Origin of the sequence: Bifidobacterium indicum (genome assembly GCF_036987015.1) — a bacterium.
GTDB lineage: Bacteria > Actinomycetota > Actinomycetes > Actinomycetales > Bifidobacteriaceae > Bombiscardovia > Bombiscardovia indica.
Genome location: NZ_BTXM01000001.1, coordinates 921,276 through 942,272, shown reverse-complemented (window position 1 = coordinate 942,272; position 20,997 = coordinate 921,276). Strand labels below are relative to the sequence as shown.

Annotated in this window: 13 protein-coding genes; 5 read left to right on the top strand and 8 right to left on the bottom strand. The window is 63.6% G+C overall.

Features of this window, described 5'->3' with window-relative positions:
• Positions 1-89 precede the first annotated feature (89 nt).
• The gene (locus tag AACP59_RS04025) at positions 90-2,039 is read right to left on the bottom strand and encodes a 1-deoxy-D-xylulose-5-phosphate synthase (protein ID WP_339349988.1); all 1,950 of its coding nucleotides are present in this window, start codon (positions 2,037-2,039) and stop codon (positions 90-92) included.
• Between the two features lie 254 nt (positions 2,040-2,293).
• On the opposite strand from AACP59_RS04025, the gene purE reads away from it, so the two are divergent.
• The 3 genes from purE to AACP59_RS04010 all read left to right on the top strand — a co-directional run bounded on the left by purE (position 2,294) and on the right by AACP59_RS04010 (position 4,440).
• Positions 2,294-2,800, top strand: coding sequence for a 5-(carboxyamino)imidazole ribonucleotide mutase (gene purE, locus AACP59_RS04020; RefSeq protein WP_339349987.1), 507 nt, complete (start codon positions 2,294-2,296; stop codon positions 2,798-2,800).
• Positions 2,784-3,965 (top strand): 5-(carboxyamino)imidazole ribonucleotide synthase, encoded by a 1,182-nt coding sequence (gene purK / locus AACP59_RS04015; RefSeq protein ID WP_297316988.1) that lies wholly within the window; start codon positions 2,784-2,786, stop codon positions 3,963-3,965. The genes purE and purK overlap by 17 nt, the downstream gene beginning before the upstream one ends.
• Before the next feature lie 67 nt (positions 3,966-4,032).
• Entirely contained in the window at positions 4,033-4,440 is a 408-nt protein-coding gene (locus tag AACP59_RS04010) for a Fur family transcriptional regulator (RefSeq protein ID WP_297316987.1), read from the top strand.
• A 9-nt stretch (positions 4,441-4,449) separates the two neighbouring features.
• Here the strand turns inward: AACP59_RS04010 and AACP59_RS04005 are convergent, their stop codons facing one another.
• A complete protein-coding gene (locus AACP59_RS04005; protein WP_297316986.1) occupies positions 4,450-7,143 on the bottom strand; it encodes a bifunctional lysylphosphatidylglycerol flippase/synthetase MprF in 2,694 nt (897 codons plus the stop codon).
• 67 nt (positions 7,144-7,210) lie between these two features.
• On the bottom strand, positions 7,211-8,599 hold the full coding sequence (locus tag AACP59_RS04000) for an alpha/beta hydrolase (RefSeq protein ID WP_339349985.1): 1,389 nt from the start codon (positions 8,597-8,599) through the stop codon (positions 7,211-7,213).
• A 330-nt stretch (positions 8,600-8,929) separates the two neighbouring features.
• On the opposite strand from AACP59_RS04000, the gene AACP59_RS03995 reads away from it, so the two are divergent.
• Together AACP59_RS03995 and AACP59_RS03990 are read left to right on the top strand one after the other, a co-directional pair.
• Entirely contained in the window at positions 8,930-9,838 is a 909-nt protein-coding gene (locus AACP59_RS03995) for a metal ABC transporter solute-binding protein, Zn/Mn family (RefSeq protein ID WP_339349984.1), read from the top strand.
• Between the two features lie 154 nt (positions 9,839-9,992).
• Positions 9,993-12,203 carry an LTA synthase family protein gene (locus tag AACP59_RS03990; RefSeq protein ID WP_297316983.1) on the top strand — a complete coding sequence of 737 codons (2,211 nt, stop codon included), beginning with the start codon at positions 9,993-9,995 and terminating at the stop codon, positions 12,201-12,203.
• An 81-nt stretch (positions 12,204-12,284) separates the two neighbouring features.
• Here the strand turns inward: AACP59_RS03990 and purD are convergent, their stop codons facing one another.
• The 5 genes from purD to purC form a co-directional block, all read right to left on the bottom strand.
• On the bottom strand, positions 12,285-13,559 hold the full coding sequence (gene purD / locus AACP59_RS03985) for a phosphoribosylamine--glycine ligase (protein WP_339349982.1): 1,275 nt from the start codon (positions 13,557-13,559) through the stop codon (positions 12,285-12,287).
• Positions 13,560-13,586: 27 nt separating this feature from the next.
• Positions 13,587-14,627 carry a phosphoribosylformylglycinamidine cyclo-ligase gene (gene purM / locus AACP59_RS03980; protein ID WP_339349980.1) on the bottom strand — a complete coding sequence of 347 codons (1,041 nt, stop codon included), beginning with the start codon at positions 14,625-14,627 and terminating at the stop codon, positions 13,587-13,589.
• Positions 14,611-16,182, bottom strand: a complete 1,572-nt coding sequence (purF, locus tag AACP59_RS03975) for an amidophosphoribosyltransferase (RefSeq protein WP_339349979.1) — start codon at positions 16,180-16,182, stop codon at positions 14,611-14,613. The genes purM and purF overlap by 17 nt, the downstream gene beginning before the upstream one ends.
• A gap of 53 nt (positions 16,183-16,235) precedes the next feature.
• A complete protein-coding gene (locus AACP59_RS03970; protein WP_339349977.1) occupies positions 16,236-20,084 on the bottom strand; it encodes a phosphoribosylformylglycinamidine synthase in 3,849 nt (1,282 codons plus the stop codon).
• A 115-nt stretch (positions 20,085-20,199) separates the two neighbouring features.
• Positions 20,200-20,949, bottom strand: a complete 750-nt coding sequence (purC, locus tag AACP59_RS03965) for a phosphoribosylaminoimidazolesuccinocarboxamide synthase (protein WP_339349976.1) — start codon at positions 20,947-20,949, stop codon at positions 20,200-20,202.
• Positions 20,950-20,997 lie beyond the last annotated feature (48 nt).

Genomic DNA, 20,997 nt, shown 5'->3' with positions numbered 1-20,997 from the left:
ACAGGGCCGGTCCAGCGAGTCACCGAGCGATGTCGTTGACTTGAGCCCGGAGGCTGCGGGGCGAGGCGTTGGACATACGCTGAAGAAATCTAGTTTTTGCCCTCGAGCGCGGACAGGATGGCAGTGGTCATATCCTCAGTCCTCAGACGGTACCGCTGGCTGAGATCCGTGAGTGGTACCCTGTCGTTGAATTCCTTGTCGGCTCCGAAGGTCAGGACCCGAGTGCTGTCGGATCCGAAGAAAGCCGCGATTCCCTGCCCCCAACCACCCGGGAGTTGACCGTCTTCCATGGTGACGATCAGGTTGTGGTCCTTGCCCAAGGTTTCCAGGGTGTCCTTATCGGGGTGGGAATATTGCCGTGGGTCCACAACCGTCGCATTGATGCCGGCCTGGGCCTGGAGGGAATCGGCCGCCTGGAATGCCAGGGGAAGCATGTCGCCCAGGCCCAGGAGAGCTACGGTACGGCCCTTTCTGACGATTCTATAGGACTCCCATGGGTCGGTCTGGTCGGGGGAGGCATCGGAAAGGCTGGACAGGGAAGCCGGCTGGGATTGGGGAGCGGTTGTGGATCCCACAGCCGATCCGGAATCCAGGTTGATTCTGGATCCCCCGGCGATTCTGGATTCCATGGTATCGGGCAGGCCGGCGGCACGTTCCGAGGCGAGGGTGCGCTCGCCGGGTACGCGGATGACGACAGGTCGACGGGCTGGTCCGGTGGCCCAGGCCAGCATCTGCAGGAAGTCGGCCCCGTTTCCGGGCGCCAGACAGGTCAGACCGGGGATGGAGTTCATCATGGCGATGTCGCTGACCCCGGAATGGGTGGCATCGGTTCCCGACAGTCCATTGGAGAAGGTCAGGAGGGTCACAGCGCTGCCGTTGATGGCCATTTCCTGTTCGATTTGGTCGTAGGCACGTTGGAAGAAGGTGGACGATGTGGCCACCACCGGGGTGCCTCCGGCCTTGGCAAGCCCTGCCGCAAAGGCCACGGCGTGCGATTCGGCTATGCCCACGTCCATGTAGTGGCGGCCGGCAAGCCGACGGAAATCAGGATCGATGCCGTTCGATAAGGGGGTGGCAGGGGATATGACCACCAGTCCGGGCTCCTGGGGGAAGCGGCTCTGAAGCGCCTGCATGGCCATTCTCCCGTAGACCTTGCGGGAATTGGGTGCTTTGCCGTTGGATGCAATGCCGTTCTGCCAGTGGTTGGCCTCCACCCGTCCCTCGGCGGGGAGGGCCGGCAGGGTCGGTTCACCGGAACCGGTCCCGGTTTCCTCGCCCCTTCCCTGGCCGAGTCCCAGTCCCTTGCGGGTATGGATGTGGACCACCACCGGGTGGTCGGTGTCCTTCACCTCCGCGAAGGTCCGCACCAGCGGCTCGATCGAGTTGCCCTCCTCCACATAGCGGTAATCCAGCCCCAGGTCGCGGAAGGGGTTCTGGTCGGATCGGCCGCCGGTCTCCCTGAGCCCAGCCAGGGTCCGATAGAGCCCGCCATGGTTTTCGGCGATGGACATTTCGTTGTCATTGACGACGATAATCAGGTTGCCGCCCTGCTCGGCCGCCCAATCCAGCCCTTCGAAGGCCGGTCCGCTGCTCAGGGCACCGTCGCCTATCAGGGCGATGACATTGCCGGTGCCGCTGGTCAGGTCGCGTGTCCTGGCCAACCCGCAGGCCAAGGAGATCGAGGTGCCGGTGTGCCCGAGGACGAAGTCGTCGTACGCGCTTTCCTTGGGGGAGGTGAAACCGGACACCTTCCCGAAGTGCTCCGGGTCGGAGAAAGCCAGCCGCCGTCCGGTCAGGATCTTGTGGGTGTAGGCCTGATGGGAAACGTCGAAAACCAAATGGTCATGGGGCAGGTCGAAGACCCGGTGGATGGCGATGGTGGCTTCCACGACGGCCAGGTTCGAGCCGAGATGCCCCCCGTACCGCCTGCAGAATCGGATCAGGAGGGTACGGATTTCCTGTGCCAGGCGGTCCAACTCATCCTCGGTCAGACCTTTCAGGTCCTGAGGGGAGTCGATTCGATCGAGAAGTGTACCCATGCCCGTCCGTTTTCCGTCCTTCCGGTCTGTGGATCATGACCATACGTGTGGCAACGATTCTATCGGCTGGCCGATACGGTGATATCGAGAGCACCATTTGTTCACGATGCCTGGCCCTAACATCCATCAGACTGACACGATTCGGATGCCCAGGGTTCCAGGAATTTACAATCGGCACGGTTTCGACCGGTTTCCCGTCCGGGAATCTCTGCGGGGCTGGGTACTATCGGGAGTGCCAAGCGAGGGAGGTCCAAATGGTTGACAAGGTCAGCGAAAAGCCCCTGGTTGCAGTTGTTATGGGGTCGTCCAGCGATTGGGAGACGATGCGGGAATCCTGCATGATCCTGGACGAGTTCCATGTTCCCTACCTGAAGCAGGTTATTTCGGCGCATCGGACTCCCGGCCTCATGGCCGACTTCGCCCATGAGGCCAGGTCCAGGGGCATCATGGTCATCATCGCCGGGGCCGGAGGGGCCGCCCACCTGCCTGGCATGCTCGCCGCCCAGACCACCCTTCCGGTCATCGGTGTACCTGTCCGCTCCCACGCCCTGAGCGGCGTGGACTCGCTGCTTTCCATCGTCCAGATGCCCTCCGGCATCCCCGTGGCCACGACGGCCATCGGCAAGGCGGGTGCCGCCAATGCGGGTCTCCTGGCCGTTGGCATCCTGTCCGCCACGGATCAGGGTCTGGCCAAGGCCCTGGAGGACTACCGTCAGGATCTGGCCAAGAAGGTCGAGGAATCCAATGCCGAGCTTGTCTGAGGAAACCGGGGGGCGCATCGACCACCTGGAGCCCGGTGCGGTCATCGGCATCGTCGGGGGTGGCCAACTGGGGAGGATGATGGCTCTGAGCGCCCGGTACCACGGGTTCAGAATCGGCGTATTGGACCCCACGCCGGACTGCCCGGTCGACCAGGTGGCCGATTTCCAGATCGTGGCCGATTACGATGACCAGGACGCCATCCGTCAGCTGGCGGAGCGCAGTGACGTGCTGACCTATGAGTTTGAAAATGTGGATGCCGATGCCCTGGACAAGGTCAGGGATCAGGTGGCCATACCCCAGGGGACGGATCTCCTGAGGACCACCCAGGACCGGGTCCATGAAAAGACCTTTATCAATAAACATGGTGCCGCCACGGCACGCTGGCGGCAGGTCGACGGAATGGACGACCTGGAGAAGGCCTTGGACGAACTCGGTTACCCGGCTGTGCTCAAGACCCGCACCGGCGGCTACGACGGTCACGGACAGGTGGTCCTGCGTTCGCAGGAGGACCTGGATCAGGTGGTTGAACGGACCAGGAGGGATGAGGCCGATGGCCAGGGATTCCCGCCATCGATTCTGGAGGGGTTCGTTGATTTTGCCTGTGAGGCCTCGATCCTGGTGACCGGCAACGGGGACCGGTACGTGGCCTTCCCGCTGGTCCGCAACGATCACCGTCACAACATCCTGCACATGACCCTGGCACCGGCAGGGGTCGGGCACGAGGTCGAGGAGGAGGCCAGGCAGCTGGCCCTGAGGCTGGCCGAGGGGTTCGAACTGGCCGGAACCCTGGCCATTGAGCTTTTCCTGATGCAGGACGGGAGCCTGGTGGTCAATGAACTGGCCCCACGCCCGCACAACTCCGGCCATTACACCATTGAGGCCTGTTCCATGGACCAGTTCGATGCCCATATCCGCGGCATCGCCGGATGGCCCCTGGACCAGCCCCGCCTGCTCAGCCCGGCCGTCATGGTCAACGTACTGGGCCAGCATGTGAAGCCGGTCTTGAAAGAGCTCACCGCCCACCCGGAGTGGAATCTGCACGACTACGGCAAGGCCGAGGTGCGGACCAACCGGAAGATGGGCCATCTGACCGTCCTGACCGATGACCCCCAGGCCACGGCCCGGGATCTGGAGGCCACCGGCTGCTGGGATGACTTGCGCTGAGCCGAAACACCTTACCCTCCTTGCCCCTGTGCTGTAGGGTGAAAGAGCTCAAGGAGGGTGCCGAACGATGACTGCCAGTGCTTCCAGGAAGACCAGACAGAAGGATGCCGTCTGGCAGGCCCTGCATGCACAGGATGATTTCGTCTCGGCCCAGGACCTGCACAAGGTCCTGAACGACTCGGGGTGCCGGATCGGTCTGGCCACCGTCTACCGTCGGCTCAACGCCCTCCACCTGTCGGGGAACCTGGATTGCATAGAGCATGGTGGGTTGCGCCTGTATCGGATCTGCACGGCCCAACGTCACCACCACCATCATCTGGTCTGTGAGTCCTGCGGAAGGACAATCGAGATCACGCCTCCGGATGATGGGTGGCTCCAGTCGGTGGCGAGTGCGCATGGGTTCACGGTCTCATCCCACACCCTTGAGGTATATGGTCTTTGCGGTGACTGCCAGGCAACCCAGACCGACGAATAAACGGGCCGCTCAGGTCTGGGGCTCACCTTTCCGGGAAGTCCGAGATTCACCTTCATGCTTATCGGGTTTCTTCGGGGTGTTTCCCGGTTCACCCCCATGGTCCCCGGCCTCCGGGCCCTGTTCCTTGGACTTCTCCTTGGAGGAGCCGCTGGGCATGATGGCCTTCAGGGCATCCAGTGCCTGGGAAGCCGTCAGGTTGGGCAGATAGGCCTGGACCACGGCCAGTCCGATCTGTACGAGCTGTGCGGGATCGGGGTAGCAGATGTAGACGGGGTGTTCGGTGGGTTGGAATTTCCTCTTGAAGAAGAAGAGGGAGCGGAACCCGTAGGCCGGCTCCATCAGATCGGCCACCATCTGCAGGGCGTGCTGGAGGAACTCGGTATTGGCGGGGGTCTCGTCCTGGTCGGGGTCCATTCCGGCCAGGGGAGCGGCTGACAGACTCATGAAGTCGACGGTGCCCTGGTCGCGCAGACGTTCGGCCATGCGGGCTATCAGAAACTCCATGATCCCGTTGGGGCTGTCGGTCCGGTGCCGCATGAAGTCGAGGGTCCATCCGATGACCCGTCCCTGACGGTAGGTGGGCATCCAGCTGGTAACCCCCAGGACGGTCCCCCCGGCGTCGATTGCGTAGAGGATGATCATGCGGGGATCTCGCAGCTCGTCCAGACCACCCAGGGTGAACTTCATCTCGGGCAAGGCCTTGAGCTCGGCCCACTGTTCGGAGATGTCTACGATCTGGGACTGGACGTCCCAGGGTGCGTCGTTGAAGGTGGTCAGCACGTCGGTGATTCCGTCTCGCTTGGCCTTGTTGATGGCGGTGCGGATGTCCTGCCACTTCTTACCCCGGGTCTGCCACTGGCTGGGGGTGATGACCATCTCGGATCCCACCTTCAGGGTGGACCAGCCCCGGAGGGCCAGCTGGTCGCGTTGGGGCTTGTGGACGCTGTAGAAGACCGGCGACCAGGAGTGCTGGGAACAGTACCGGGTGAAATCATCGAGGTCGGTCATGAATTCATCAGAATCCCCGAAGGGGCCGGTGGTGGTCAGGGCGATGCCGTGCAGAACCCGGTAGGCGATCGCCGAGCGTCCCGTGGGGGAGAACCAGTAGCTGTTCCCCTCCCAGGTGGTCATGAAGGACATGCTTTCGCCACCCGACTGGACCAGGGTCCCGGCCCTGAGGTGCTCGCTTTCGTTCCGGATGACCGAGGAGCGCATCCAGTCGAGGAGGACCACCAGGAAGACCATCCAGAAGATGAAACCGACGGCATCGCTGACGATGACGCCCGTCAGGGTCCGGGGCACCATGGATGGGTGGAACCGGCCGGCGATCCCGTTGGGCAGGTAGAGCTCCGGCAGTTCGGACAGGATTGTGCTCATGGTGGCCGAGGGCCGGAAGGAGGTGGGGCTTGCCGAGGCGTAGAAGATGTATCCGGCCGCCGTGGCCACGAAACCGATCAGGATGGCCCCCCAGCCGATGCGCAGGCGGGAGGATATGGTGCGTACCAGGAAGATACGCATGTTATGGATGAGGAAGAGGCAGAAGATCAAGGGCGGCAGGGATATGACCAGGAGGGAGGGGATGGCTCCGTGTCGGATGGCACGCGTGAGACCGTCGCCGATGGTCATCGGGAAGACCAGGTAATAGAGCAGGGCGAGCACCACGGTCAGGCCGTTCAGGACCAGGCTTGCGGCAGCCGCCACCCTGCGGCCGTGATAGATGCCCCAGGAGATGGCCAGCATGACCAGGGTGGGCATGAGCAGGGTCAGGATGGCCCCGCCGACGGTGTGGCCGGGGGTGAACCCGTACTGGGCGTAACAGCTGGCCTTGTTGTTCCTGGCCAGGCAGCGGGCCAGACTGGCGCTGGTGGCGTGGTCAGGACTCAGGAACATGCCCAGGGGGGTGAAGAATCCCGCCTTGACCTTGGACGAGGCCGTGACCAGGGGGCCCAGGGCCAGGACCGTCGAGACGGCCCCAAGGAGGTGTCTGGTCTCATAGGATCCGCTCTTGCCCGTCAGGTTGGCATCCTTGACGGGGCCGTGCCAGATGCGGCCGACCAGATGGCCGATCAGGGCGGCACCCAAGGCGCAGTAGATGCCCGGGTTGCCGGTGTAGAGGACCAGGAGAATCAGGGACGTGTAGCCGACCAGGCCGATACGTCTGCGCCAGAGGAAGTCGCTGAAGGGAATGGAGGCCATCAGGGCGCCGATGACCAGGGTGATCGGGTTCAATGTCATGGGAATCCGCAGGAACCATGACCAGTGGTCCTGGAGGGTGTTGATGGCCGCGCAAATCAGCAGGCCGATGACCGCGCCGCCCACGGCGCTGAACAGGCAGGCCAGAACCGTTCTGCGCTTGCCGAGACGGGTTTCGGCGATGCAAAGCACGACCAGGACCAGGAGGGAGTCGACGATCAGCTGCATGGGTCCGCTCGTGATGAAGAGCGTGACCAGGAGTCTGGCGAACTGAAGGGGGAGATCCGGTTCATGCGACCCGGGCAGGGGGGCCGTGTTCTTATGGGTGATCAGGTCGGCCAAGGGGGTACCGATCCTGTTCGTCCGGGGCAGGCGCAGGAACCAGATGATCAGCCACGAGAAGAGGTTGACCGCCACCAGGACCAGGGTGAAGCTGATTGCCAGGACATGTCGTTGCAACCACCGGACCAGGTCCTGGGCCAGAGCGGCCCGGGCTGACTTCTCCATCATGTTCGGGCCCTTTTGCATTGTTTCCATGTTCGCTTCGATTCCTGTTGTTGTCGGTGGTCGGGAGGAATCACCGTACTTGAAGTCGGGTGATGTTGGGATGGTCTTCTATTGCCCGGTCCATGGGGCCCAACCCCATACGTTCCCCCAGCCATTCCAATCCGGGTTTCCAGGCTGTCCTGACCGTGTGCCAGTCATGCCCGGAACCTTGGGCCACCACAACTTCGACCGTCATTCCTGCGCTCTTGGCGGCCTTGGCGATGGCCATCATGTTCTTCTGGGAGTGGGGATCCATGGAGCCTGCGGCCGTGAAGAGGGCCTGCCCGGAGGGTGCCTTGGCGGCGATGGCCCGGGTGGGGACCTGGGCCAGGAACTTGGCACGGTCACCGCCGAAGTAGTCCTTGATCATCTGGTCCTGATTGCCCTGTGTGGGTTCCAATTCCCCGTCGGCGGGGAGCATGTTTCCATAGATTTTTGGATGGCGTGGCCCCAGCTGGGTGGAGCAGGTGCCGCCTTGGGAGAATCCGCCGATGGCCCACATGGAAGGCTGTGCCGCCACGGGAAGGTGTTGCCGAATCCAGGCAGGCACGTCTCTGCTGAGGTAGGTTTCTGCATTCCCGTAGACAGGTGAATCCACGCATAGGGTGTTGTGGGTGGAGGAACCGTTCTGGTCCGGGGAGACGACGATCGGAGCCAGGCCATTGTGGCGGGCGGCGTAGGAGTCCATCAGGTCCTGGATGCCACCGGCCGTGAAGAGCCGGTCCGGGCTGCCGGGCTGGCCGGCCAGGAGCACGAAGACCGGGAGTGCCGGCGGCTTGGTGCTCAGGGCGGCCGGTGGAAGGTAGATGTCGGCGGGACGGGCGTGGAAGTTCGATTCCGTGCCCACGATTCTGGTCGTATAGGTCCGCCCCTGGGCAGGATGACTGGGGGTCCTCCCCTCACTGGACAGGTTCCGCCATTCCTCCACCGACATGGTGGCCCGTTCGGGGGGTGTCCTGGTCAGGTTCGGATAGATGGGCACGCTGAAGATGGACCCGACCGTCGTGAACTCGCCGTAGATGATGTCGATGCGCAGGGCGGTGGAGAGCACCGTGAGAAGGATGGCGAGGGCGGCCAGGACCCTCCGCCAACCATGGTTGTGGATCAGGGCCATGACCGAGAATCCGGCGGCCAGGAAACCCAGGCCCACGGCCAGGATGACCATCCAGCCCAGGGAGACTCCGAAGACCATGAAGACGTCCGAGAGGAGCCAGGCCAGGAGGAGACCGACGGCACCGCAGATGATTCCCATCCCCACTTGGCGGAGCAGGTCCTTGAAGCGACGGTCCAGGAGTGCAATGACGACCAGGACCACCAGGGCCAGGGCGGTCAAGGCGAACAGGGCGATGGGCAGCCCCCCTGATGTCAGACGAATCTGAGCCAACCACTTGAGCATAGGATCCTTCCATACGGATTTCATCCGGGGCGGTGGGGGAGCATCCGTAATGGATGGAATTCCCTCGCCGCCAACAGTGACTGCTTATTCTCGTGTACCCTACAGGCTGTTTCGTTTTTGCAAACCTCAATACTATCCAATCCTCCCAACAGGAGATGCCTCTTCTGAACCTGATCGAATCGAAAGGCGGTGCCAGTCCGGGGTTCCGGCGTGTCGGTGCCTATCATCCGACCCGTGAAGGTGGGAGCGGCGCAGGTGACTGTCCATGGGATGGACGATGCTGACCTTATTGATAATCAATCTCAGTAAAGACGTCCGGAAGCATCAGGTCCGGAGAAGGAGTTCCACGGAATCATGCCCAAACGCAGTCTGTCGTCATCCCTCCCTGCCATCATTTCGGCCCTGGTCTGCCTGGTCCTTCTGGCCACCTCGGCCGGGTGTGGCGCTTCCAAGCAGGATGGGTCGGAATCGGGGCCGATCTCCGTGGTCACCAGCATCAACCAGTGGTCCTCCCTGGCCACGCGGCTGGGTGGAGACCAGGTCGAGGTGAAGACGGTCCTTCGGAACACCTCCACAGATGCCCACGACTATGAACCCACCACGGCGGATATAGCCATGATCAGCAAGGCCGACCTGGTCATCGTCAACGGAGCCGGAGTGGACGAATGGGCCGCCAAGGCCGCCCAGACCAATGGTGTTGAGCTGGTCGACCTGGCCGCCCGATCTGGGCACCGGACCGGCGATAATCCGCACATCTGGTTCTCGTCACAGACCAGGTCCTCTGCCGCCAAGACCCTCACCCAGACCTACAAGAAGCTGCGACCCCGGGAAGCTGACCGGTTCGACCGGCTCAACCAGGCCTGGAACCGGGATCAGACCAGGCTCAACGAGCGGATCGCCAAGGTGAAGGAGAGCACCCGGGGCAAGCGGTTCGCCGCCACCGAATCCGTGGCCAGCTACCTGACCGAGGACCTGGGCATGGAGGATCTGACACCCCAGGGGTACCTTCGTGCCGTGGCCAACGAGAGCGAGCCCTCTCCCGATGACATCCGTCGGTTCCGGGAACTCCTCAGGGAGGCCAAGGTGGACCTGCTCGTCTACAACACCCAGGAGGCCAACAGCCTCACCGACCAAATCACCGGAACGGCCAGGACCTCCAAGGTCCCCATCGTCCAGATCAGTGAGCAGATGCCCTCCAAGTACAACAGCCTGGAGGATTGGATCGATGCACTGATCAAGGAATTCGCCACGGCGGCCGGCTGATCCCTCATGTCCTGGTCGGTCGGCGGCAATGGGTGATGCCGGTTTTCGCCTCTGGATTGTCTGGTCGGCTGTGAAGACTTGCACTGGTATGGTGTTCTCGATGGTTTCCCCATCTCGCAGAATTTGAAATGTATATCTGAGGTCAGGAGTTTTCGTGAGTGAAACAGATGCCGGTCCTGAGTCCGCCCAAGGGTCTCGGACCGGGCAGGAGCGTACACATTCGAGGTTGGGGGGCTTGAAGGACCGCTTCTCACCGAAGTGGTGGGTCTACGCACTGATTTTCATCTGCATGGATTTCGTTTTGGTGGGCATCCTGCAATGGGGGGTCTCCCTGGCCAGTTCCCGGGTGGAGCTCTCCAACCCCCTGATCGGGTTCTGGGGGTTCATCTCGGCCATGTGGACCGCCCAACGCTTCGTTCTTATCCTCAACATGCTGGCCATCGGCCTGGTCTACGCCGCCATGATCTTCATGACCAACCGGTTCTGGATCTCCTCCGGTCTCATGCTGGCCGCGGTCACCGTCATTGCGATCATCGAGCGGTTCAAGGTGCAATCCAGATACGAGACCGTGCTTCCCTCAGACCTGAACTTCCTTCAAGCCGATGCGGGCAGCCTGGTCTCCTTCATTCCCTCCGGGGCCCTGACCATGATCCTGTTCGGTCTGGTGGCCCTGGTCCTGCTGGTTCTGGTCTGCTGGCTGCTGACCCGGATGGACTCCAAACGTGGCCGTTGGGTCCGCACAGGCAACAAGCCCCTGGGGGCCTCGATCCGGCTGGTCGGTGTTCTGGTTCCCGCCCTGGTGGTGGCCGTCTTCATGTCGACGGTCGGCACCTATGGCAGCCCCGCCTACCATGTCTCCCAGTGGATGGGTGACATGCCCTCCATGTGGGATTCGGTCTATGACGCCCAACGCAACGGGGTCTTCGTCTCCTTCTCCCGGCAGCTCAAGCCCAAGGTCATGGAGATGCCGGCCGGCTACAGCCAGGCCACCATGAAGTCCCTGGCCAAACGTTACGGGTCGGAGGCGGAGAAGATCAACCGGGACAGGTCGGCCTACACCGACGAGTCCACCCTGGTCTACATTCTTTCCGAGTCCTACTCTGACCCGACCAGGGTGCCCGGTGTCCGCCTGAACGAGGATCCCATGCCCAACATCCGGCAGATCAAGGAGGAGACCACCAGCGGTCTCATGCTCTCCTCGGGGTATGGCGGGGGTACGGCCAACCTGGAGTTCCAGGCCATGACCGGCCTGAGCATGGCCAACTTCGATCCCTCGCTGACCTCGCCCTACCAGCAGGTGATCCCCCACCTGCAGTGGATTCCGACCGTCAACCGCGCCTGGCCCAAGCCCTCCCAGTCCCAGGCCTTCCACCCCTACGAGTCCTCCATGTACTCCCGGGCCGACAATTACAAGAAGTTCGGCTTCTCCCACTTCTACTCCCTGACAGGGCCTGACTACATCACCCATCAGGAGAGGATCGACCGGAGCCAGTATGCCTCGGACAAGGCCTCCTATGAAAGTGCCCTGGAGAAGATGGGTGATGATCAGGGCAACCAGTTCATCGAGATCATCACCATGCAGAACCACATGCCTTACACCGACTGGTACGACAATAACCAGTTCACGGTGGCCACCTCCGATCCCGACCGGCCCCTGGGTGAGGACGAGATGGATTCGATCAGGACCTATGCCAAGGGGGTCAGCCTGACCGACCAGGCCACCAAGGACTTCCTGGACTCCCTGGAACAGCAGAGGAAACCGGTGACCGTGGTCTTCTACGGGGATCACCTGCCCGGAATCTACGGTACGGCAAGCTGGGATAAGAAGAATTCCCTGGCCCTTCACCTGACCGACTACTTCATCTGGTCCAATGCGGCATCGACCTCCGCCGGTCGGCAGAACCCCAACAGCCGCTACACATCGCCCAACTTCTTCCAGGCCCAGGCGGCCGAGCACATGGACACCAAGGTTTCGCCCTATACGGCCTTCCTGACGCGTCTGCACGAGCGGATCTCCGCCCTGGAGCCCCCTGTGGCCAATCAGATACAGGGTTGGGACAGAATACCCGAGGGCCAGACCAACTACCTGGATGCCGATGGCAGGCCCATGGATGCCAGGAAATTCGACAAGAAGACCAGACAGCTCATGGAGGATTACCGGTTGATCCAGTATGACATCGTCGCCGGCAAGCAGTACCTCAAGAAGACTGGCTTCATGTCCACGCCCACCCGGAAGTCCGACGCCAGGGCCGCCAAGGCCAGGCAGGAGAAAGCGGCCAGGCGTGATGCCGCGGCCCAGGCCACCAAGCCGGGACTGGATGGGCACGAAGACCGGGAGGGGAAGAAATCCTCATCCGGCCAGTAGGATTCTCCTCCTGCACGCTTCAGGAGGAGCCGCCGATCCGATGGGGGCAGGCGGCTCCTGCCGCGTTCAGGGAGATCAGGCTCAGGTGGTTTCCAGAGCCTTGTGCCCGATGTCGTGACGGTAGAAGAGCCCGGTGGTGTCCAGACCGTCCAGGAGGGTGTAGATCCTCTCCTGGGCCATCCGGAGATCGGGGGCACCGGCCCGGACCACGGCGGTTCGACCCGAGGATGCGGTGAGTCCGTCCTGAACGGAGCCAGCCACCCCGGCATAGTAGGCCTGGAGGTCCTTTCCGGGCCCAATCAGGGGGACCCTGGCACCCTTCTCCGGGTAACCGGGGTAGCCGTCGGCCGCCAGGACCACGCAGATCTCGCTCCGGTCCTGACACCAGGTGAAGTTCGGCTCCCCTCCATCCATCAGGGTCCTGATGCCTGCGGCCAGGTCGCTGGTCAGGAGGGGGAGGACCACCTCGGTCTCCGGGTCTCCCATCCTGGCGTTGAACTCGACCACCTTGGGGCCCTGGTCGGTGACCATGAGCCCCGCATAGAGGATGCCGGTGAAGGGCGTGCCCTCCTCGACCATGGCCCTGACCGTGGGTCTGACGATGGTCTCCAGGGCTGTGGCGGCCAGATCCGGTCCGAATTGGGGGAGGGGGCTGTAGGCGCCCATGCCCCCCGTGTTGGGGCCCTTGTCGCCGTCATGGGCGGGTTTATGGTCCTGGGCCAGGGGCATGGGCCAGACCCGGTCGCCACTGACGAAGCACATCAGGGAGCATTCCTGGCCGCTCATGTACTCCTCGATGACCACCCTGGCCCCGGCCTGGCCGAAGCGTCTGTCGACGAAGATCTGTTCCAGGGCCTCCAGGGCCTGGTCCAGACTCAGGGCCACGGTCACCCCCTTGCCGGCAGCCAGGCCGTCGGCCTTGATGACGATGGGTGCCCCGTGCGCCCGCACATGCTGCCGGGCCGATTCCAGGTTGTCGAAGGTGGCATAGGCGGCCGTTGGAATCCCATGCCGCCTCATCAGGGCTTTGGCGAAGTCCTTGGAGCCCTCGATCCGTGCGGCGGCCTTGGTGGGGCCGAAGGCGGGGATGCCGGCCGCGGTCAATTGGTCGACCAGGCCGTCGATCAGGGGCTGCTCTGGGCCGACAAAGACCCAATCAATGGTGTTTCGATGGACAAAATCCACCACTGCGGCCGGGTCGGCCGGGTTCAGATCGGCCAGGCGGATACCGTCCAGGACCATGCCCGGATTGCCCGGGGCGCAGAAGACCTCGTCCACGCTCCGCCCGGCCAGGAGGGTGGCACCGATGGTGTGCTCCCTGGCTCCGGAACCGATGACCAGAATCCTATCCGACATCTTCGTCTCCTTTTCAAGCTTGCTGCTTCAGTCGCCCCGGGTCAGGATGACCCGTTCGCCCCGGCCCTCGACCACCCGTCCGACCAGATGGAAGGCCTCATGCTCCTGGTCCAGCACGGACTTGACGGCATCCAGCCTGGCCGGGTCGACCACCAGGACCATGCCCACCCCCATGTTGAAGATGTTGTACATCTCCATGTGGTCCACCTGGCCGCACCGTTCGATCAGGTCGAAGATGGGCGGCACCTTCCAGGAGTCGATGTTGAACTCGGCCGCTGTACCCTGGGGCATGATCCGGGGGACCTTCTCCACGAATCCGCCTCCGGTGATGTGGGCGACGCCATGCAGGAGACCCCGGTCGAAGAGCGGCTTCAGGGCCGATACGTAAATCCGTGTGGGCTTGAGGAGCTCCTGGGACAGGGTCAGGCCGCCCAGTCCGTCAGGACGGACATCCAGGCTCAGTCCACCCTGGTCGAAGAGGGCCTTGCGGATCAGGGAGAATCCGTTCGAGTGGACCCCGGAGGAGGGCAGACCCACCAGGAGGTCCCCGGGCCGGATGGCGCTCCCGTCGATGATCCTCTCCTTTTCGACCACGCCGACCGTGAATCCGGCCAGGTCGTACTCGTCGGTCTGGTACATGTCGGGCATCTCGGCAGTTTCGCCCCCGACCAGGGCCGCCCCGGCCTGGACGCACCCGTCGGCCACCCCCTTGACCACCTCTTCCAGGAGGGCCGGGTCGTTGCGGCCGCAGGCGATGTAGTCCAGAAAGAAGAGGGGCTCGGCACCCTGGGCGATGATGTCGTTGACGCACATGGCCACGCAGTCGATGCCGATGGTGTCATGCCTCCCGGCGGCCTTGGCCACCATGAGCTTGGTACCCACCCCGTCGGTGCCCGAGACCAGGACCGGCTGGTGGTATCCCAGGGAGGAGAGGTCGAAGAGGCCGCCGAATCCGCCGATCTGGCCTGCACCTGGCCTGGCCGTCCTGGCGGTATGGGACTTGATCCGCTCGATCAGCTCATAGCCCGCCTCGACCTTGACGCCCGCCTGCTCATATGCTCCTGGCATGGTTCTGCTCTCCTGTCTTTCCGGAAGGACTCATGGACGTGGAAGTGTGGTTTGCGGCCCGGTGGTCCTTCCTCTCTACCGGCATGGTCAGCCCGTAGGACCCCTTGGTCCTGGACAGGCCCTCCTTGTCCTGTTCGGTCAGGGAGGCCAGGAAGGATTCCTCGTAGTCATCCAGGTCGGTCGGATAGTCCCCGTTGAAGTAGGCCACGCAAAGGCCCTGGTAGGGGCCATCCTCGTGAAGGCCTATGGAGTCCACCAGCCCGTCCAGGCTCAGGTAGGCCAGGGAGTCCGCGCCGATGTAGTCCCTGATCTCGTCGATCGACTTCTTGGCGGCGATCAGTTCCGAGGTGCGCTGGATGTCGATTCCGTAATAGCAGGGGTAGCGCAGGGGAGGGGAGGCGATCCGCATGTGGACCTCGCTGGCCCCGGCCTCGCGCAGGAGCTGGACGATTCGGTGGGATGTGGTTCCCCGGACGATGGAGTCGTCGATGACGATGACCCGCTTGCCGGCCACGACGCCGCGGACGGCGGCCAGTTTCATCCGCACGCCCTGTTCGCGCAGTTCCTGGCTGGGCTGGATGAAGGTCCGGGCCACGTACTGGTTCTTGATCAGACCCATCTCGTTGGGCAGTCCCGAGGCCTCGGCGTACCCGGAGGCCGCGGAGAGGGATGAGTTGGGCACCCCGATGACCATATCGGCGTCGACCGGGGACTCCTGGGCCAGCCTGGCCCCCATCCGCTTCCTGGCCGAGTGGACGTTGACCCCGTAGATGTTGGAGTCGGGCCTGGCGAAGTAGATGAACTCCATGGAGCAGATGGCCAGCTGGGTGTGGTCGGTGTAGGACTCGATCCCGTAGCCTGAGTCGTCCACACGGACGATCTCCCCCGGGCGGATATCGCGGATCAGCCTGGCCCCGACCACGTCCAGGGCGCAGGTTTCGGAGGCCAGGACGTAGGCCCCGTTGCTCAGCTGACCCAGGGAGAGGGGGCGGAACCCGTTGGGGTCCAGGGCACCGATCATGGCATCCTCGGTCATCAGGAGGTAGGCGAAGCCGCCGTGCACCTGGGTCAGTGCCTCTTTCAGGGCCGCCATGAAGTCCTTGTGCCGGGACCGGCGGATCAGGTGCATGAGCACCTCGGTGTCGGAGTTGGATCGGAAGATGGCCCCCTCCTCCTCCAGTCGGGTCTTGAGGCTCTGGCAGTTGGTCAGGTTCCCGTTGTGGGCCAGGGCCAGGTCACCATCCCTGAAACGGAAGACGAAGGGCTGGATGTTGTCGATGGAGGCGGACCCGGCGGTGGCATAGCGTACATGGCCGATGGCCCTGTTCCCGGTCAGCTCCGAGATGCTGGCCTCGTCGGGGAAGACCCGGGTCAGGAGGCCCAGTCCCCGCCGCCCTATCAGGTGGCCCTGGTCGTTGGAGACGATGCCCGCCCCCTCCTGACCCCGGTGCTGGAGGGCATGCAGGCCGAAGTAGGTCAGCCTGGCCGCGTCCGGGTGGCCCCAGACACCGAAGATCCCGCATTCCTCGTGGATGTTTTCAAGCTCCAGTGACATGGCTTGCATCCCTTTCAGGATTGGACATGGTTGCAACGGCTGCCGTTGAAGTGCTAGTCGGCAAAGTAGGTCACCCCCGAACGGAAGAGCGGCTGGAAGGACCTGTCGGGAATGTTCAGGTAGAGGTCGGGGCCGCTGCGTTCCGTATGGCCCATCTTGCCCAGGACCCTCCCGTCGGGGCTGGTGATGGCCTCGATGGCCAGGGAGGACCCGTTGGGGTTGACGTCCAGGTCCATCGAAGGCCGGCCCTCGGCATCCACGTACTGGGCCGCCACCTGATCCTGTTCGACCAGGGTCTGCAGGGCGGCCTGATCGGCGACGAACCGCCCCTCGCCGTGGCTGATGGCCATGGTGTGGATGTCTCCCACATGGCAGGCGGAGAGCCAGGGGGAGCGGTTGGAGCTGATCCGTGTGCGGACCAGCCTGCTTTGATGACGGCCGATGGTGTTGTAGGTCAGGGTGGGGGCGGTGGGCTCCGTGGACACGATGTCGCCGTAGGGAACAAGCCCCAGCTTGATCAGGGCCTGGAATCCGTTGCAGATGCCCAGCATGAGGCCGTCCCTGTTCTTCAGGAGGTCTCGGACCGCATCCGCCACCCGGTCGGAACGGAGGAAGGATGCGATGAACTTGGCCGATCCGTCCGGCTCGTCTCCACCCGAGAAACCGCCGGGGAGCATGACGATCTGGCTGGACTTGATGGCTTCGGCCAGGGCACGGCTGCTTTCGGCCACGTCCTGCGGGGTCAGGTTCCTGATGACCAGGGTCTCCACCTGGGCCCCGGCCCCCTGGAAGGCCCGCTGGGAGTCATACTCGCAGTTGGTGCCGGGGAAGACCGGGATGACGACCCGGGGCCTGGCCGGGCTGCCCGGGACCGGACCGGTTGATGCCGGCCTGGCTCCAGTCCGGTCGGGGGCGTTCCCCTGGTCGGCATCTGCTGTCAGCCTGCCGGTCGTGGTCTGGTCGGCATCCTCTTGCCGGTCGGCCTGACCGATGACTTCAAGACTCTCTCCCTTGCCCCGATAGGGGAAGATCTCCTCCAGACCCTGGGACCAGACCTCCTCCAGGTGTTCCAGATCCAGGTCCTCCTGGCCGCTGACCAGGTGGTAGCGTTCCTCAACCGTTCCCAGCCTGATCAGGGTGGCTCCCGCAGGGCATTCGGGTACCGGGGTATCCCGGCCCATTTCCAGGATGAAGCTGCCATATGACGGGCGGAAGAGGGAGTCCGAATCCATGGAGGAGTCCAACTTCACTCCCAGCCGGTTGCCCAGGCACATTTCGAAGAGGGACTGGGCCAGGCCCCCATATCCGGGCGTGGCCGCCGCTCGGACCAGACCTTTGCCTGTCAGGTCCTCAACCAGGTCCATGACGTCCCTGAGACCCTGGGCTCGGGGTAGGGGCCCATTCCCGGACAGGTCGGGGGTCAGGAGGTAGACCGGGTCGCCGGCCCGCTTGAATTCCGGCGAGACGGCCGATTGCGCCTTGCCCAGGCTGACCGCGAAGCTGATCAGGGTGGGGGGAACGTCCAGGTCCTCGAAGCTGCCGGACATGGAGTCCTTGCCTCCGATGGCCCCTACCCCCAGGTCCAGCTGGGCCTGGAGGGCACCCAGGACACCGGCCACCGGCAGACCCCAACGGTCCGGGTCCTGCCCTGGTTTGGGGTAGTACTCCTGGAGACTCAGGTAGGCCCGAGAGCGGCTGAAACCGGTCGCCACCAGCCTGGCCAGGCTCTCCACAACGGCCAGGTAGGCCCCGGCGTAGGGGTTGCACTGGCTGATGCAAGGGTTGAAGCCCCAGGCCATGGCCGAGGCTGTCGAGGTGGCCCCGTCCACCGGCAGCTTGGCCACCATGGCCTGGGCGGGTGTCAGCTGCCTGGCCCCGCCGAAGGGCATGAGGACCGTGGCGGCCCCGATGGTCGAGTCGAAGCGCTCGGCCAGGCCCTTGTTGGAGCAGACGTTGATGTCGGCCAGGAGCTCCTCGAAACGTGATTCCAGGGTTCCCTGGTGGTCCCAGGGGGTCCGGTAGGCAGAGCCGGCGGCGACATGGGCGCCGGCCTGATGGGGGGCGCCATTGGAACCCAGGAAATCCCTGGGGATGTCGACGATGGTCTTGGACCGCCAGGTCATGCGCAGGCTGGGTTCTTCGGTCACCTCGGCGATGACGGTGGCTTCCAGGTTCTCCTCTCCGGCGTACCTGATGAAGGTCCCGGCATCCTGGGCGTCCACGGCCACGGCCATGCGCTCCTGGCTTTCGGAGATGGCGATCTCCGTTCCGTTGAGCCCCTGGTACTTCAGGGGCACCCGGTCCAGGTCGATCCTGAGGCCGTCGGCCAGCTCGCCCACGGCCACGGCCACGCCGCCTGCACCGAAATCGTTGCAGCGCTTGATGAGACGGCAGGCATCCTTTCGGCGGAAGAGCCGTTGCAGTTTCCGTTCCTCGGGTGCATTGCCCTTCTGGACCTCGGCCCCGCACTGGTCCAGACTCTCGGCGTTCTGCGACTTGGAGGCCCCCGTGGCCCCGCCTATCCCGTCACGGCCGGTCCGTCCGCCGACCAGGATGACCAGGTCGCCAGGAGCGGGTTCCTCGCGGAGAACATGGTCTGCCGGAGTGGCGGCCACGACCGCGCCGACCTCCATCCTCTTGGCCTGGTAACCGGGATGATAGAGTTCGTGAACCTGACCGGTGGCCAGGCCGATCTGGTTTCCGTAGGATGAATACCCCTCGGCCGCCGACTGGACGATGCGGCGCTGGGGGAGCTTGCCCGGCAGGGTCTGCTCGAGCGGGGTCCTGGGGTCGGCGGCCCCGGTCACCCTCATGGCCTGGTAGACGTAGCTGCGTCCGGACAGGGGATCGCGGATGGCCCCGCCGATGCAGGTGGCGGCCCCTCCGAAGGGCTCGATCTCGGTGGGGTGGTTGTGGGTTTCGTTCTTGAAGAGGAAGAGCCAATCCTGGTCCTGGCCGTCCACGTCGACGGTGGTGCGCACCGTGCAGGCGTTGACCTCCTCGGACTCGTCCAGGTCCTGCAGGATTCCCTGATCCTTCAGGTAGCGGGCACCGATCGTGCCCATGTCCATCAGGCAGAGGCGGCGGTCCTGTCGACCCAGGTCCTTCCTGATCTCCAGATACCGGTCAAAGGCCTGCCGGACCACCCTGTCATCGATGTCGATCCTGGTCAGTTCGGTGCCGAAGGTGGTGTGGCGGCAATGGTCGGACCAGTAGGTGTCAATCACCTTGAGCTCCGTCAGGGTGGGGTCCCTGTCCTCCTGGCGGTAGTGGTCCCGGCAGAAGCGGATGTCGGCCAGGTCCATGGCCAGGTCCTGGCTGGCCATCAGGTCGCGCAGGGCCTGCTCATCCATGTCGCGGAAGCCCGTAAGGACCGGCACCTCACCCGGATGGCCCAGGTCCAGCTGCAGGGTCTGGGGCCTGTCCAGACCGGTCAGGCGGGATTCGACGGGATTGATGACATAATCCTGGATGGTCTCCACCTGTTCGTCACTGAGATCACCCTGGAGGACGTAGACGACGGCCGTGGCCACGGTGGGCCTTTGCCCCTGACCGATCAGCTGGATGCACTGGGCGGCCGAATCGGCCCGCTGGTCGAACTGGCCCGGCAGGGCTGAAACTGCGAAGACCCTGGGAGAATCGCCATGGGCGACCCCCTCAGGGTCTTCTGCGGCCAGCGCCCGATCCAGGGTTCTGGAGACCCGGTCGGTCTGCGGTTGGCTGAACACCGTGGGCAGACTCTCCTCGAATAGCTCCGGACTGATCCCTTCCAGGTCGTACCGGTTGATGAGACGGACGGACTGGAGTTGGGGTATGCCCAGGACGGTATGGATCTGTTCGGTCAGTTGGCGGGACTCCACGTCGAAGCCGGGTTGTTTTTCTGTATAGACACGGAAGACCAAGGAAGGCACCTCTCTGAGTGCGGTGATAGGTAGTCAGAAAGAAGATGGGTGAGGAAATGGCCTTGAGAGGTTCCGGGGGGGGGGGCTTATCCCGTACCGGATCCCCTGGGTGGTCTCAGACCTGTTTGGGTGCTTCCGCCTGGTCCAGCCTGGCCAGACCGTCCAGAATGGTCTGATAGGCGGGGATGATGCTTCCCAGGTCCCTGCGGAAGATGTCCTTGTCCAGGTGGGTGATGCCCTGGTCCTGGTTCCTGGTCGACCAGAGGCGGCAGGTATCGGGGGTGATCTCATCGGCCAGGAGGATGATCCCCTGCGAGGACCGCCCCATTTCGATTTTGAAGTCCACCAGTTCCACGTCGATGGCCTTGAAGATGGCGATCAGGGCCTGGTTGATCTCACGGGTTTTGGCGGCGATGACGTCCAGGTCCTGTTCGGAGGCCAGACCCAGGGCCAGGATGTCATCGCGGTTGATGAAGGGGTCGTTCAGGGCGTCCGACTTGTAGAAGAACTCCAGGACGGGCTGCTTGAGGGCGGTCCCCTCCTCGACCCCGTACCGCTGGGCGAAGGAGCCGGCCGCCTTGTTCCTCATGACGATCTCCAGGGGGAACATGGCCATGCGGCGGTTGAGCTGTTCGGTATCTGAGATCCGACGGATGAAGTGGCTGGGAATCCCGCGTCGCCCGAGCAGGTTGAAGATCACCGAGGTGATCTGGTTGTTGAGATGGGCCTTGCCTGCGATGTTTTCCTTCTTGGCCCCGTTGCCGGCCGTTGCCTGGTCGGTGTATTCGACCCAGAGCAGGTCTGGATCATCTGTTTCGTAGAGCTTCTTGGCCTTGCCTTGGTAGAGCATTCCCAACTTTTCCATGGTTCGCCTTCCTGAGCTGCGCTCGCGAATTGGAAATAACCGGACTAC

Coding starts and splice junctions, on each gene's coding strand:
- AACP59_RS04005 (WP_297316986.1), bottom strand. CDS start 7,143: ATGATGGAGAAGTCAGCCCGGGCCGCTCTGGCCCAGGACCTGGTCCGG.
- AACP59_RS04025 (WP_339349988.1), bottom strand. CDS start 2,039: ATGGGTACACTTCTCGATCGAATCGACTCCCCTCAGGACCTGAAAGGT.
- purK (WP_297316988.1), top strand. CDS start 2,784: ATGCCGAGCTTGTCTGAGGAAACCGGGGGGCGCATCGACCACCTGGAG.
- purM (WP_339349980.1), bottom strand. CDS start 14,627: ATGCCAGGAGCATATGAGCAGGCGGGCGTCAAGGTCGAGGCGGGCTAT.
- AACP59_RS03995 (WP_339349984.1), top strand. CDS start 8,930: ATGCCCAAACGCAGTCTGTCGTCATCCCTCCCTGCCATCATTTCGGCC.
- AACP59_RS04000 (WP_339349985.1), bottom strand. CDS start 8,599: ATGAAATCCGTATGGAAGGATCCTATGCTCAAGTGGTTGGCTCAGATT.
- purC (WP_339349976.1), bottom strand. CDS start 20,949: ATGGAAAAGTTGGGAATGCTCTACCAAGGCAAGGCCAAGAAGCTCTAC.
- purF (WP_339349979.1), bottom strand. CDS start 16,182: ATGTCACTGGAGCTTGAAAACATCCACGAGGAATGCGGGATCTTCGGT.
- AACP59_RS04010 (WP_297316987.1), top strand. CDS start 4,033: ATGACTGCCAGTGCTTCCAGGAAGACCAGACAGAAGGATGCCGTCTGG.
- purE (WP_339349987.1), top strand. CDS start 2,294: ATGGTTGACAAGGTCAGCGAAAAGCCCCTGGTTGCAGTTGTTATGGGG.
- purD (WP_339349982.1), bottom strand. CDS start 13,559: ATGTCGGATAGGATTCTGGTCATCGGTTCCGGAGCCAGGGAGCACACC.